The organism is Nocardiopsis changdeensis (genome assembly GCF_018316655.1).
GTDB classification, from domain to species: domain Bacteria; phylum Actinomycetota; class Actinomycetes; order Streptosporangiales; family Streptosporangiaceae; genus Nocardiopsis; species Nocardiopsis changdeensis.
The window spans coordinates 341,132-355,531 of sequence record NZ_CP074133.1 but is presented as its reverse complement, the minus strand read 5'-3'; the positions used below and the strand labels follow the sequence as shown (position 1 = coordinate 355,531).

Annotated in this window: 10 protein-coding genes; 6 read left to right on the top strand and 4 right to left on the bottom strand. The window is 75.2% G+C overall.

The features are described 5' to 3' along the window. Nucleotides 1–122 precede the first annotated feature (122 nt). Nucleotides 123–686 (bottom strand): AfsR/SARP family transcriptional regulator, encoded by a 564-nt coding sequence (locus KGD84_RS01715; RefSeq protein ID WP_220564370.1) that lies wholly within the window; start codon nucleotides 684–686, stop codon nucleotides 123–125. A 183-nt stretch (nucleotides 687–869) separates the two neighbouring features. On the opposite strand from KGD84_RS01715, the gene KGD84_RS01710 reads away from it, so the two are divergent. Next, nucleotides 870–3,089, top strand: a complete 2,220-nt coding sequence (locus KGD84_RS01710) for a DUF4135 domain-containing protein (RefSeq protein WP_260697179.1) — start codon at nucleotides 870–872, stop codon at nucleotides 3,087–3,089. After that, a complete protein-coding gene (locus KGD84_RS01705) occupies nucleotides 3,022–3,534 on the top strand; it encodes a lanthionine synthetase LanC family protein (protein ID WP_260697178.1) in 513 nt (170 codons plus the stop codon). The genes KGD84_RS01710 and KGD84_RS01705 overlap by 68 nt, the downstream gene beginning before the upstream one ends. An 8-nt stretch (nucleotides 3,535–3,542) precedes the next feature. On the opposite strand, the gene KGD84_RS01700 is transcribed toward KGD84_RS01705, so the two are convergent. Further along, the gene (locus KGD84_RS01700; RefSeq protein WP_220564368.1) at nucleotides 3,543–4,061 is read right to left on the bottom strand and encodes a hypothetical protein; all 519 of its coding nucleotides are present in this window, start codon (nucleotides 4,059–4,061) and stop codon (nucleotides 3,543–3,545) included. 244 nt (nucleotides 4,062–4,305) lie between these two features. Between KGD84_RS01700 and KGD84_RS01695 the strand changes: the two genes are divergently transcribed. Continuing rightward, nucleotides 4,306–4,536, top strand: coding sequence for a hypothetical protein (locus KGD84_RS01695; protein WP_220564367.1), 231 nt, complete (start codon nucleotides 4,306–4,308; stop codon nucleotides 4,534–4,536). 28 nt (nucleotides 4,537–4,564) lie between these two features. Here KGD84_RS01695 and KGD84_RS01690 read toward each other — a convergent pair whose 3' ends face one another. After that, nucleotides 4,565–7,417, bottom strand: coding sequence for an AfsR/SARP family transcriptional regulator (locus KGD84_RS01690; RefSeq protein WP_338151201.1), 2,853 nt, complete (start codon nucleotides 7,415–7,417; stop codon nucleotides 4,565–4,567). A 376-nt stretch (nucleotides 7,418–7,793) separates the two neighbouring features. Between KGD84_RS01690 and KGD84_RS01685 the strand changes: the two genes are divergently transcribed. Further along, nucleotides 7,794–8,174, top strand: a complete 381-nt coding sequence (locus KGD84_RS01685) for a nuclear transport factor 2 family protein (RefSeq protein ID WP_220564366.1) — start codon at nucleotides 7,794–7,796, stop codon at nucleotides 8,172–8,174. A gap of 37 nt (nucleotides 8,175–8,211) precedes the next feature. Here KGD84_RS01685 and KGD84_RS01680 read toward each other — a convergent pair whose 3' ends face one another. Then, nucleotides 8,212–10,983, bottom strand: a complete 2,772-nt coding sequence (locus KGD84_RS01680; RefSeq protein WP_220564365.1) for an AfsR/SARP family transcriptional regulator — start codon at nucleotides 10,981–10,983, stop codon at nucleotides 8,212–8,214. A 431-nt stretch (nucleotides 10,984–11,414) separates the two neighbouring features. Here KGD84_RS01680 and KGD84_RS01675 point away from each other — a divergent pair, with 431 nt between their 5' ends. Both KGD84_RS01675 and KGD84_RS01670 read left to right on the top strand, forming a co-directional pair. Further along, a complete protein-coding gene (locus tag KGD84_RS01675; RefSeq protein WP_220565457.1) occupies nucleotides 11,415–12,053 on the top strand; it encodes an OB-fold-containig protein in 639 nt (212 codons plus the stop codon). Between the two features lie 258 nt (nucleotides 12,054–12,311). After that, nucleotides 12,312–14,396, top strand: coding sequence for a flotillin family protein (locus KGD84_RS01670; protein ID WP_220564364.1), 2,085 nt, complete (start codon nucleotides 12,312–12,314; stop codon nucleotides 14,394–14,396). The last annotated feature ends 4 nt before the right edge of the window (nucleotides 14,397–14,400 follow it).

Below are 14,400 nucleotides of genomic sequence, written 5' to 3'. Positions count from 1 at the left end.
GGAGACTGGTGCACGTACCAGAGACCACCCCGGCACAGGGGGGAGGGGGTACCTGGAAGGGCGGCCTTTCCGGTCGTTCGGGGTCCTCCTCCCGCCCGCGGTCCCGTCACCGCCGGGAGGGCTCAGCCGGGGAAGCCGAGCCCGGAGAGCCAGGAGCGGCTCAGCGAGACGGTGGCCGGATCGGCGCCGCGCCTGACCAGTTCCTCGCTCAGCTCCGGGTGCTTGACCAACCGGTCCGCCCGGGTCATGAGCGCGACGTCGCCCCGGGCCAGGACCGCCCGCACGAGGGCGCCCTCGACGCCCGCCCGGGTGTCGGCGGCGAAGGGGCTCTGGCTGGTGGACAGGAAGGGGCCGGCGTAGAGGTCCAGGGCCCGCTCCGGGTCCCCGGCGCGGACGAGCCGGAGCAGTTCCACGACGTCGAAGCGGACCGCGCCGTCCAGCGTGTAGCAGGCCCGGCGCCGGTCGTAGCCGAGCGGGATGCCCGCCCGGCGGGCGCGCATGGCCAGGGTCGGCAGGCTGGACGGGGCCGGGTCGGCCTCGAACAGCTCCACCAGCACCCGGTCGCGGTGCACGCAGCCGTTCGACAGGGCGACCAGCGCCGCCAGCTCCACGGCCCTGCGGTTGGCCACGGCCGTGCCGTCCACAGCGCAGCGGCCCAGTGTCGACACCTCCACGGTCCTCATCATCACGCCTCCTTCTCGGCACGGGTCCGATCCCTGCACACCTACTGTCGCCCGGGGCCCCATCGCCCGCTTATCGGCCGCCTATCGGCGCCGGCCCCGGCGTGATGGCGACGTGAACGCCCCTGGTGAGACTGGGTCCACAGCACCGGTACGTCATCGGGACCCCGGTCGGAACGGGAGCCGAACATGGAAAGGCAATGGACCGTCGAGGAACTCCCCTGGCGGCGGGCGGCGGACGACGCCGCCGGGGACGCGCCCGCCTCCGGCGCGCCGGAGGCGTGGGTGCGCCGCGCGGACGCGCGTATCGCCCTGGGGCGGGACACCGGACGCGCGCGGGAGGCGTTCCTCGCCGACGCCGACGCGGCCGGGTTCCTGCGCCCGGCGCTGGACGCCGTGCACGGACACCAGAGGGCCCTGCACGACGCGGCGACCGCGCTGGTGCGGGGGGCCGACCCCCGCCTGGCCGGGCTGCCGGACCTGCTGGCCGGGGCGTGGCCGGACGAGGAGCTGAGCCGCCTGATGACCCCGACCGTGGCCCTGGAGATGCAGTTCGCCCAGCTCTCCGGCCGGATCGGCGGCGCGAGCGGGGAGGCCCGGTTCCGCGCCTACCTGGAGCTGCTGTCGCGGCCGCGGGTGCAGCGCGAGCTGTGGGAGGAGTACACGGTGCTGCTGCGCCGGGTCGCGGAGGTGCTCTCCCGCTGGGAGGAGTCCCGGCTGGAGCTGGCCCGCGACCTGGTCGCCGACCTCCCGGAGCTGGACCGGCTGCACGGGGGCCGGCTGGACGCCGTGACCCTGGTGGACTTCGGCTCGGGGTACGTGCGCCGCCCGGGCGGGCTGGCCGGGGCCGTGGTCTCGTTCGGCGACGTCCGGATGGTCCGCACCCCGCGCCCGCCGGACGCGGCGGTGCTGTGGGAGGGGATCGTCTCCTGGTTCAACGCGCGCGGCCCCGCGCACCGGCTGGCCTCGGTCCCGGTGCTGCGCCTGCCCGACCACGGGTGGACGCTCCGCGTCGAGCACGAGCCCTGCCCCGAGGGGGAGGGCGTCGCCTTCTACTGGCGGCTGGGCGCCGTCACCGCGCTGGCCCACGCCCTGAGCGGCAGTGCCCCGCGCCACCGGGACATCGTCGCGCACGGCGCGCACCCGGTGCTGACGGACGCCGAGCGGTTGCTGGCGGGGGTGGTCCGGCCGCCCGAGCGACCCGTGGACGCGGCGGTCTCACAGGACGGCGACGAGGACGACCCGTTGGACGAGGAGCCCCTGGAGGACGACGAGCACCTGCCCGGTTCCGGCGGCGGGGTGCTGCCGCTGGAGGGGCACACGGGCGCGCTGACGGACGGGTTCGCGTTCGCCTACGACGCCCTGGTGGCCGACCGGGGGACCTGGCTGTCGCGGAAGGGCCCGCTGGGCGGGCTGTCCCGCGCCCTGCTGCGGCACGACCTCTACCCGGCCGCCCTGTACACGGCCTCCCTGGACGCCGGGGACCGCCCGGACCTGCTGCGCGACGGCCTCACCCGCTCCCTGCTGCTGCCCCGGCCCCTGCCGGGGGACGGGGACGCCCGGCTGTGGTCGGCGCTGCTGCGGGCGGAGTCCACCGACCTGCTCAGGGGAGACCTGCCGCACCTGTCGGGCCCGGCGGGGGCCGTCGACCTGGTCGACAGCGCGGGCCGCACCGTCCCGGGCGTGCTCGCCGAGGCGCCGGCCGCGTCCGTGCGCCGCCGGCTGCGGTCCCTGGACCGCCACGGCGCCGGCGGGGCGGTGGCGCTGGTCCGCCGGACCGCCCGCGACCTGTGCCCGGACGACCCCGACGCGGCCGACCCGCGCCCGGGCGACCACCCGCTGGACGGGGAGACCGCGCTCGCCGCGGCCGCGGACCTGGCCCGCGGCCTCTCCCCGCGACCCGGGGGCGGGACCGCTGCTGGCCCGGCTCGCCGACCTCGACGGCGGCCCCGGCCTGCGGGCCCGCGCCGAGGCCGCCGCCGACCACACCGCCGCCCTGCGCTTCTCCCCCCGCGCCCCCGACCGGTTCGGCCGGGCCGCGGCCGCACTGGTCCACCTGGCCGCGGCCGGCGCGGTGCGCGGACACGACGCCCGGACCCGGGGCGCCCTGGCGCACCTGGACCTGCTGCGCGGGCACACCGGCACCGGCTCCCCCGGCCTGGCCGGGGGACGTGCGGGCACCGTCCTGGCCGCGCTGGCGCTGCACGCGGCGCTGCCCGGGGCGGGGGCGCTGGCCGTCGCCGACCGCGTCGCCTCGGTGCTCGCCGAGGAGACCGCCGCCGCGCCCCCCGAGCCCGGCATGGCCTCGGGCTCCACCGGGGTCCTGGTCGCGCTCTCCCGCATGGACGCCGCGCTGCCCGGCGCGGGGTACGGCGGGGCCGTCGGCCGGCTGCTGTCCCGGGAGCGTGAGGCGCTGGAGCGGCGTCCGCCCGCGGACGTGTCGTGGTGCCACGGCCTGGCGGGGATCGGCCTCTCCCGGCTGTCCCTGCTGGCCGACGCGCGTGAGCCGGCGGTCCGCTCGGCCGCCCTGGAGGACCTGGCGTCCCTGGAACGCGCCGTCCGCGACGCCCTGCTCCGCGGCGGCCTGCGCTCCACCGGCGACCACGGGGCCTGCCACGGCGACCTGGGCGTCCTGGAGTTCCTGGTGTCGGCCGCGCGGTGGCGCGGCGGAGGCGCGGAGGAGGCCCCGCTGCGCGCCGCCGCGGGCCTGTGCGCGCACGGCCGCGCCCGCGGCTGGTGCCTCACCCCGGGGGCCGCCCCGGCGCTGTCCGGCGCGGCCGGAGCGGGGTACAGCCTGCTCCGCCTGGCCTTTCCGCATGCCGTCCCCTCCCTCCTGCTCGTCTCCCCGCCCTGACCGGCCCGTCAGACCAGCGCCGCGTCCGCGTCGCGCACCAGCGCCCGCCGCATCCCCGGGTCGCGCACGACCCGCAGCGTGTCGGCCATCAGGCGCGCGTCGCCAGTGTCCACGACGGCCTCGACGATGCGCTGTTCCAGGTGGGCCCGGGTCTGGACGGCGAAGGGGCTCTGGCTGCGCACCATGAAGGGGCCCTTGTAGAACTCCATCGCCTGGGCGACGTAGCCGTGCGACAGCAGGAACAGGAACTCGACGACGTCGCAGCGGACCCCCTCGCCGATGCGGTACGCGCCGATCTCGCGCTCGTACCGGACGTCCAGGCCGATCCGCCGCGCCCGCATGGCCAGCGTCGGCAGGCTGGACGGCGAGGGGTCGCCCTCGAACAGCACGGTGGAGAGCCAGTCGCGGGGGGCCGCCCCGTCGGACAGGAGCAGGACCGCGGCCAGCTCCGCGGCCCGCCGGTGGCGCACGGGGCGCCCGTCGACACGGCACTCTCCCAGGGTCTCAAGCATGGGGACGTCGTTCATCACCACTCCGCATTCCAAGGCGATCCCGGTCCGATGCCCCGGGATCTCCTCCCGCGATCGGCTCCCCACGATCATCGGAAAGGGGGGCATCCACCCGCTATCCGCGACCTATCCCCGGGCGGGATAGGCCCTTGTCAGCGCCGTGCAATGGTGCGAATAGCCCTGTGATAAGCCTTCGGCGGCGGCGCGGGGCAGGATGTGGCCATCCCCCGAGAAGACGGGGCCCTCACCAACGGAGGTCACCATGCGGATCGTCAAGTTCTCCCTCGCCCTCGCCGCCGCCGTCGCCGTCTCCCTGGGCGCCTCCCCCGCCCTGGCGGACACGGGGGCCGGCACCCTGGAGGACCGCTGGGAGAAGACGGGCCCCGGCGCCGCCGTCTCGGTGACCGTCGACGTCCCGTCGGCTCCCGGGGAGAAGGGCCCCGCCACCGTCACGGTGGAGGTGGACACCCCGGCCGACCGCTGGGAGAAGTAGCGGGCGGGGTGAGGACGATGGCGAACGGTCAGCCGAGGTCGGCCAACACGGATGCCACCTCGGCTCGTTCCCTCTCCTCGTAGAGCTGGTCGAAGGCCGCCATCGCGCGCTCCAGCAATCCCCGCGCCTCATCGATCCGGCCCGCCTGGGCGCAGGCGGTCCCCAGGTCGCGCAGCACCATCGCCTGGCCGACGAGGTCGCCGAGCTCCTCGACGACGGCCAGCACCTCCCGCAGCCGCCCTATCCCCTGCCCGACGTCCCCCCGGAGCAGGTCGAGCTGGGCACTGCGCCGCAGCACCTGGGCGCTGGCCCGCGGGTCCCCGGTGCGCCCGGCCAGTTCCAGGGCCCGGTCGAGTTCCGCGCGGCCCCCGTCGACGTCGCCGCCGCGCCCGCGCAGGTAGCCGGTGAGCATCAGGCTGCGCCACTGGCCGCCCAGGTCCCCGACGGCGACGAAACCCTCCAGCGCCTCCTCGCACAGGCCCAGCGCGCGCTTCTCGTCCCCGGCCTCGGCGGTGAGGGTGGCCAGCGCGCGGCGGGCGATCGCCTGGCCCCGCACCTCCCCGAGCTCGGTGTACGCCTCCAGGGACCGCTCCAGCAGCGCCGCCCGGGTGGGCCCGTCGTAGCGGTGGCTGAGCGCCTCGCTGACCGTGGCCCACAGGGAGGCCATGCCGAGCCGGTTGCCGCGCTCCCGCACGAACGGCTCGACCCGGTCGTGCAGCTCGGCCAGCTCCTGCATGTAGCCGCGCCGGGTGAGGAAGACCGAGAAGCCGACCAGCAGGTCCCAGCTCTGCTCGTCCATGCCGAGCTCGACCGCCTGGAGCACCACGTGCCGGAGGTTGGCGCGCTCGCCCTCGAACCAGGCGTAGGGGTCGCGCAGGACGCGCTCGACGTACCGCGCGGGAGGGGACCACCGGGGCGCCCCGCCGCGCACCCGCAGGTACTCCCCGCCCATGAGGTCGTCGTTGGCGGCGTCCAGCAGCGCCAGCCAGCCGCCCATGAGGCGGTCGATGGCGGCACCGCGGGAGGCGTCGTCCTCGACGTCGGCCGACCTCTCCCGCGCGTAGTCGCGCACCAGCTCGTGGAAGCGGTACACCGGGTCCCCGGACGGGTCGGTGCCCACGATGTCCAGCAGGTGGGCGTCCACCAGCGGTTCGACGATGTCGGAGGGGAAGGGGCGGTCGTCCCCCAGCAGGGCGGCCGCCGACCACATGGGGATGGTGGGGCCCTCGACCAGGCCGAGCAGCCCGAAGGCGCGGGCCGTCCCGGCCTCCAGGCCGTCGTAGGTCAGCGACAGGCTGGCCCGCACCGTCATGTCGCCGTGGGCCAGCTCGTCCAGGCGGTACCGCTCGTCCGCCAGCCGGTCCACCATGGAGGACAGGGACCAGTGGCGGCGGGCGGCGAGGCGGGCGGACACGATGCGCAGCGCCAGGGGCAGCCTCCCCACCGCGCCCACCAGCGCGTGGGCGGCCTCGGGCTCGGCGTCGACCCGGGCGTCGCCCAGGACCTGGCGCAGCAGGGCCAGCGAGGCGTCCTCGGTGAGGGTCTCCAGGGGGAGGAAGGTCGCGCCGGGCAGGCCGGTGAGGTTGGCCCGGGAGGTGATGAGGACCCCGCAGCCGGGGCCGGCCGGGATGAGCGGCAGCAGCTGGGACTCGGTGGCGGCGTCGTCCAGGACGATGAGGACCCGGCGGGTGGCCAGCAGGCCGCGGTACATGGCGGCGCGCTCGTCCACGTCGTCGGGGACGGCGGGGCCGGGCACGCCCAGCGCCCGCAGGAAGCGGCCCAGGACCTCGCCGGGGTCCAGCGGGGTCCCCCGGGTGGCGCGCAGGTCGCAGTAGAGCTGTCCGTCGGGATAGCGCTCGGGGCCCAGCCGGTGGGCGACGCGCACGGCGGTGGAGCTCTTGCCGACCCCGGGGCGTCCCATGAGCACGACGACCCGGGCTCCGTTGCCGGGCTCGGCCAGGACGCCCTCGACCCGGTCGATGGTGCCGTCCCGGCCGACGAAGTCCACGGTGTCGGAGGGCAGCTGGAAGGGGGTGACCCCGCCGCCGAACGCGGTGGCGGGCCCGCCGCCCGCGGCGTGGGCCGGGCCCTGCGCGGGCGCGTGCTCCAGGGAGGGGTCGCCGGCGAGGATGGCGCGCTCCAGTTCGCGCAGCTCGGATCCGGGTTCCAGGCCCAGTTCCTCGATGAGCAGGTCGCGTCCGCGGCGGTAGACCTCCAGCGCCTCGACCTGGCGGCCGGACCGGTACAGCGCCAGCATCAGCTGGGCGCGCAGCCCCTCGCGGAGGGGGTGCTCCTCGACCAGTCCGTTGATCTCGCCGATGAGGCGCTGGTGCCGCCCCAGTTCGAGTTCGATGGCGAGATAGGACTCGACGGCGGCCATCCGCTCCTCGTCGAGGTGGGTGGCCCGGGCGCGCAGGGCCTCGGCGCCGACGCCGCCGAACACCGGCCCGCGCCAGAGGCCGACCGCGGAGCGCAGCAGGGCGGCGGCCTCCTCGCCCCGGTCCTGCTGGGACAGGGCGGTCGCCTCGCGGACCCGGGAGCGGAAGACGTGCGCGTCCACGGTCTCGGGGGCGGCGTTGAGGACGTAGCCGGGGGACCGGGTCTCGATGACGGCGCCGGTCGGCTTGAGCAGGGTCCGCAGCCGGGAGACGCAGATCTGCACCTGGGTCCGGACGGTCTCCGGCGGGCTGTGCTCCCAGAGGATGTCGACGATCTGGTCGGTGGAGACGACACGGCCCAGTTCCAGGAGCAGGATGCCCAGGACGGTCTGCTGCCGGCCGACGGGCACCCGGACCGGGCCCGCGGCGCCCCGGACCTCGATGGGGCCGAGCACGCGGAACGCCATTCCGTCGTCGCCAGGCCGGTCGCCCGTCGTGATCACACAGCTCCCCACCGTTCTGAAATCAAAGAGAACGACTCCCGAAACGGAGTTATATCACACGCATTGCGAAGAGAAGCGAACTTTATTCGACCGAAAGCCGAGGTCGTCGTGGTCGAATTCTCACATTCCCACCGCTGGAACCCAGGCCCAAATTTCGGATGGTTGAAAGACGGACGGAAGGGAACTGCAAATATCACGTTAAGTGATATATCGGCTACCGGGAAGCGCGGCGCAGGCGCCGGGATAGCCCGGGGATAGGCCGGTGACAGGGGGTTTTCCTAGCGTGGGCCCCGAACCACGAGCGCCCGGGAGTCGCCATGAACCACGCCTCCGCCGTCCGCGGTGTTCCGCGCACCCCCGGCCGGGGAGGTGCCGGATGACCGCACACGGCCAGGAGCACACCCCCGGCCGCAGCGAAAGGGTGGCGCGGGCGGGCGCCGAACACGTGCTCCTCCTCTACGACTACGTCGACCGCGCCGACCTGGACGGCTGCGCCTCCCTTCTGGACGAGTACACCCGCCTGAGCCTGCCCGGCGTCCCCGACACCCGGGGCCGGCGCCGGGTCGAGGCGGCCCTGCGGGAGCACCTGGCCGGGCGCGGCCTGCACCGGGTGGACCTGGTGCGCGTCAGCGGGGAGGGCGTGGTCGCCGAGGGGGCGTTCACCGAGACGTCCCGCATGGCCACGCTGGTCTACAGGGACGTGTTCTCCCTGTCCGAGCACGGGCTCATCGCCTCCTGGGACCGCGCCCCGCGGTGACCGGGGCGGCCGCGGCCGCCCCGGGCGGGGACGCCGCTCACGCCTGCTCCGGCGCCCGGGCCGTCCGGGCCGCCGTCCCGCCCCGGTCCCCGGGGTCCCGGGTGCCGGGCACCGTACGCGGCACCCGCTCCTCCCCGCCGGCCAGCTCCCGCGCCTCGGTGAGCAGGCGCAGCGCCCGCCGTTCGTCACCCAGGTCCCGCGCCATCCGGCCCATCCGGCTCAGCACCCGCGCGCGGCCCCGGGGGTCCCCGGTCCGCTCGTACAGCGTGAGCGCCCGGGCCAGGTCGGCCTCCCCCGCGTCGACGGCGCCGGCGGCCGTGCGGAGGTGTCCGCTGAGCACGAGGGCGCGGCCCTCCCCGTCCGGGTTGCCGACCTCCTGGAAGTCGCGCAGGGCCCGCCCGCACAGCTCCAGGGCGCGCTCGCGGCGCCCGGCGGCCCGCTCCAGCCGGGCCAGCCCCCAGGTGCACCAGGCGCGGCCGGTCACGTCGCCCAGCTCCCCGAACGCCGCCAGGGCCTCCTTGAAGGCCGCGCGGGCGTCGGAGAGCCTCCTCCGGTCCAGGTCCAGGCAGCCGCGGGAGTAGGCGACCGCCGCCGCCCCGCGGCGGTTGGCCGCGGCGCGCACCGCCTCGGCGGCCCGGTCGTTGACCCGGTCCCACTCCCGCAGGTACCCGCGCCGGTGGAACAGGGGGACCAGGGCCAGCGCCAGGTTCCAGCACAGCTCGTCGAGACCGTGGTCGGCGGCCAGGTCCACGGCCGCGCACAGGCGGGACCGCTCCTCCGACAGCCAGGCCGCCGGGTCGCGCAGGAGGGCATCGGCCGGGGGCGGGCGCCACCGGCCCCCCGCGCCGATGCGGCCGGAGCCGCCCCCGGTGCGCACGTCGGCCTCCTCCGCCAGGAAGAGCCAGCCGCCGACCAGCCGGGCCGCCGCCTCCCGACGCTCGGACTCCGTCTCCTCCTCCGCCAGGCGTTCGCGCGCGAACAGGCGGACGACGTCGTGGAACCGGTAGCGGGGGCCGCCCGCGGCGTCGGTGCCGTCGGCGGCGAGCATCCGGGCGTCGACGAGGGGTTCCAGCAGCTCGTCGGGGCGGGGCCTGCGGTCGTCCAGCAGCGCCCCGGCGGCCCAGCCGGGCTGCCCGGGCTGCCCGGGGCCCTCGGCCAGCGCGAACAGTCTCAGGGTCCGCCGGGCGTCCGGGGCCAGGCCCTCGTAGCCCGGCACCAGGCCGGCGCGCACGGTGAGCCCGCCGTGGGAGAGCTGGTCGAGGCGGTGCCGCTCGTCGGCGAGCCGGGCGGCCATGGACGCCAGGGACCAGTGGGGCCGTGCGACCAGCCGGGCGGCGACGATCCGCAGGGCCAGGGGCAGCCTGCCCACCGTGCGCAGCAGCTCGGCGGCGGCCTCGGGGTCGGCGTCCGTCCGTTCGGGTCCGATCACCCGGCGCAGCAGCTCCAGCGCCTGGTCCTGCGGGAGCACGTCGAGTTCGACCAGGTCGGCCCCGGGGATCCCGGCGAGGCCGGAGCGGCCGGTGACGATCGCGGCGCAGCCGGGCCCGGGGGGCAGCAGGTCGGCGACCTGCCGCTCGTCGGCCGCGTCGTCCAGGAGCACCAGGACCCGCCGCCGTGCGAGCAGGTCGCGGTACATCCGCGCGCGCGGCCCGAGCCCCTCGGGCAGCGCCCGGTCGGGGACGCCCAGGGCGCGCAGGAACCGGGCCAGCGCCCGCGCGGGGTCCAGCGGGGTCCCGCTGCCGCCGCGCAGGTCGCAGTAGAGCTGCCCGTCGGGGAAGCCGGCGCGGGCCAGCCGGTGGGCCACGTGCACGGCCAGGGCGCTCTTGCCGACGCCGGGGAGGCCGACGACGGCGCAGAGGGCGGCCCGGCCCCCGTCGCGGCCCGGCCCGGTGAGGGCGGCCTCCAGCGCCGCCGCCTGCTCCCCTCGTCCGGAGAAGTCCGCGGTGTCGGCGGGGAGCTGGCGGGGGCACGGGGCTCCCGGCCGGGAGCGCGGGGCCGGGACCGCGGCGGGGGCGGCGGGCGCCGCCGGGGCCGGCTCCGGGTCGGGCGGCGACTCCCCCGCCAGGACGGCGGCCTCCAGGGCGCGCAGCTCCGGCCCGGGTTCGCGCCCCAGCTCGGCCGTGCTCAGCTCCCGGCCCCGCCGGTAGACCCGGAGCGCCTCGGCCCGGCGCCCGGAGCGGTGCAGGGCGAGCATGAGTTGGTAGCGCAGCCGCTCGCGCAGGGGGTGCCTCCGGACGAGGTCGTCGATCTCCCCGACGACCAGGTCGTGGCGGCCCAGCTCCAGCTCCAGGTCCAGGTACGCCTCGACGAGCGACGCGCGGTCCTCGTCCAGCCGGTCGGCCAGGGGCCGCAGCAGGCGGCCGGACGGGCCGCCCAGGGACGGGCCGCGCCACAGGCCCGCCGCCCGGCGCAGCAGGGCGACCGCCTCCTCCGGGCGGCCCCCGGTGACGGCCTCCCCGGCCCTCTCGGCGAGGACGCGGCTCAGGTGGACGTCGACGGCCTCCGGCTCCACCCGGAGCAGGTAGCCCGGCGGGGAGGTGAGCAGGGGCGTGCCGAGGGGGGCCAGGCTCTTGCGCAGCCGCGAGACGCAGATCTGCACCTGGGTGCGGGCCGTGTCGGGGGGATCGCAGTCCCAGGTCACGTCGACCAGGTGGTCCGTGGAAACGGTGCGCCCCGCCTCCAGCAGCAGCGCACGGAGAATGACCTGCTGGCGGCCGGGGGGAATGTGCACCTGCTCGGAACCCGCCTCGACCTGGAGCGGCCCGAGAAGGCGGAAGAAGACTCCGTTGAAACCGCTTCCGGGGTTCACGAGATAGACCTCGCCCTCCGTAGGCGCGCTTGTGCGGTGCAGCAGATCCTAAATGAGGCGTTCGGGAAGCGCCACAGCCCTCCGCCGCACCCGGATCCGAATACCTTTGAATCCCGCCCCGTCGCTCAATGTGATATCCGCCTGTCGGCGGGCGCGTTCCGGGGAATGCCGGGCCGGGCGTTCCGGGAAAACGACACCCGATGACCTCGAAGAATTCACTGTGCGGAAATACTGCGCCGTAAACCCCGGTGCCCGTGCGCGCGTCGCGGAAATCCGCGCGGCGGTGGCCGGTTCCGGCCACGCCGCCCGGCCCCCCGGACCGCGTTCAACTGGGACGTTGGGTAAAGTTCCGGGCACGGTCCCCGTCCTGACGGCCACCATCCCCCGTGCGCCGCCGGGGACCGGGATGGACGCGAAGGGGCGTGATCCGCGTGGGGCTGTTCCTCAGCACGGCTTTCGGCTTCCCGACCGTACTGTTCACCCCCATGCTCCTCGTGATCGTCCTCTACTGGATCGTGGTCGCGGTCGGCCTGGCCGACACCGACGTCCTCGACTCCGCGGACTCCGACGGCGACCCCGCGGGCGCGAGCGCGGTCATGGGGCGGGTGGGGCTGGGCAGGGCCCCGGTGACCGTGGAGATCACCGTGCTGGTGCTCTCCGCCTGGTTCGTGAGCATGATGGGCGGGATCGTGACCAGTCTCCTCACCCCCGACGGCGCCCTGCTCTGGGCGCTCGGAGCGGTCGTCCTCGTCATCGCCGTCGTGGCGGCGTGGGCGTTCACCAGCGGCGCGGTCATGGCCGTGCAGCGGTTCCTGCCCAAGGGCAAGGGGTCGTCCAAGCACGAACTGGTCGGCCGCACCTGCGTGATCCGGATCGGCTCGGCGAACGAGGGCTTCGGCCACGCGGAGATCACGACCGCGGGCGGGGCCTCCATCACCATCCCGGTGCGCACCATCGGCGGCGAGGTGCTGCCGTCGGGGAGCACCGCCCTGATCTTCGACCACAGCGACGACCGGGACGTCTTCCTGGTCACCGGCTTCGACGCGGCGCTGGACCCCGGCCAGGGCTGATCCCGGCCGGGGCTGACCCGGGCAAGACCGCCCCGGGCGGGCCCGCGCCCGCCGGCACCCCGGGTCCTCCGGCCACCGGCTCGTGCGCGAGGCCCTCGGGCACGAGCCTTTCCCGCGGGGGACGGAACCACCGGCCGGGGGCCCGCGTCCCATTCCACGAGCCCCCTTCCGGGAGCGTCCGGGCCCCGCACCCCCGCCCGCGCCGCCCCCGCACGGCCACTCGACCCCGCACGGTCAATCGCAGAAAGGCCCCCATACGTGTTGCTGAGCGCCCCATCCACCGGAGAGGCCGCCGACGCGGCGTTCCTCACCGTCGGCATCTCCCTGGCCGTCGCCCTCCTCGTCCTGCTCCTCCTGATCGTCTCCATCCTGAAGATGTTCAAGAAGGTCAAGCAGGGTGAAGCGCTGATCATCTCCAAGACGCGCGACGTCCACGTCACCTTCACCGGTGCGGTGATCCTGCCGGTCCTGCACAAGGCCGAGTACATGGACATCTCGGTCAAGACCCTGGACCTGGACCGTCGCGGCCGCGACGGCCTCACCTGCAAGGACAACATCCGCGCCGACATCAGCGTGAAGTTCTTCATCCGGGTCAACGAGACCGAGGAGGACGTCAAGCGGGTCGCCAAGGCCATAGGGACCGAGCGGGCCAGCAACCCCGAGACCCTCCAGGAGCTGTTCAACGCCAAGTTCGCCGAGGCCCTCAAGACCGTCGGCAAGCGGTTCGACTTCGAGGAGCTGTTCACCCAGCGCGAGGAGTTCCGCCAGCAGATCGTCGAGGTCATCGGCCAGGACCTCAACGGCTACGTGCTGGAGGACGTGGCGATCGACTACCTGGAGCAGACCCCGCTGCACCAGCACGACGCCAACAACATCCTCGACGCGCAGGGCATCTCGAAGATCACCGAGCGCACCGCCACCGAGCACAAGCGCACCAACGCCTTCGAGAACGACCGCAGGAAGGAGATCGACCGCCAGAACACCGAGACCTCCGAGACCCTCGCCGAGCTGGAGAAGCGGCGCGAGGAGGCGGCGGCCAAGGCCAAGCGGGAGATCGAGATCATCAAGGCCCGCGAGGAGGCCGAGACGGCCCGCGTGCAGGCCGAGGAGCGCCTCAAGGCCGAGACCGCCAACATCCGCACCTCCGAGGCGCTGGGCGTCCAGCACCAGAACCAGCAGCGCGAGATCGCGGTCGCCGAGAAGAACCGCGAGCGCGTCATCGCCATCGAGACCGAGCGGATCGAGAAGGACCGCATGCTGGAGGTCATCGGCCGCGAGCGCGAGACCGAGCTGAGCCGGATCTCCAAGGACAAGGAGGTCGAGGCCGAGAAGCGCGAGGTCGCCGACGTCATCCGCGAGCGGGTCGCCGTGGACCGCACCGTCGCCGAGCAGGAGGAGGCCATCAAGCGCCTGCGCGCGGTCGAGGAGGCCGAGCGCCAGCGCCAGGCCATCATCATCCACGCCGAGGCCGAGGCCCAGGAGCGCCTGGTCAAGGACATCAAGGCCGCCGAGGCAGCCGAGGCCGCGGCCAAGCACAGGGCCGCCGAGGAACTGACCCTCGCCGAGGCCCGCCAGCAGGCCGCCGAGCTCGACACCCGCGCCAAGATCCGCCTCGCCGAGGGCATCCAGGCCGAGGCCGCCGCCCAGGGCCTGGCCGACGTCCAGGTCCGCGAGCAGGACGCCGCGGCCATCGAGAAGGTCGGCACCGCCGAGGCCGAGGTCTCCCGCCTCAAGGCCGAGGCCGAGGCCAGGGCCGTCCAGGCGAAGATGCTCGCCGAGGCCGAGGGCATCGAGGCCAAGCTGCGCGCCGAGGCCGCGGGCCTCACCGACAAGGCCGGGGCCATGGCCGCCCTGGACCAGGTCAGCCGCGAGCACGAGGAGTACCGCCTGCGCCTGGAGGCCGAGAAGGAGGTCCGCCTGGCCGGGATCGACGTCCACCGCCAGGTCGCGGAGGCCCAGGCCACCGTGCTGGCCACCGGCCTGGAGAACGCCGACATCAACATCGTCGGCGGCGACGGCGTCTTCTTCGACCGCATGGTCAACTCCATCGGCCTGGGCAAGGCCGTGGACGGCTTCGTCGGCAGCTCCGAGACGATGCAGGCGCTGGGCGGAAGCTGGCTGAACGGCGAGGGCGACTTCGTCCGCGACATCAAGAAGGTCGTGTCGTCGCTGGACACCGAGGACGTCAAGAACCTCACCGTGTCCGCCCTGCTGCTCCAGCTCATCAACGGCGGCCAGGGCGACAACGGCAAGCTCAACGGCCTGCTGTCCGCGGCCCGCTCCATGGGCCTGGACCAGCTGCCGGTGACCGCGCTCGCCCCCGCCAACGCCGTGAAGCAGTGAGGTA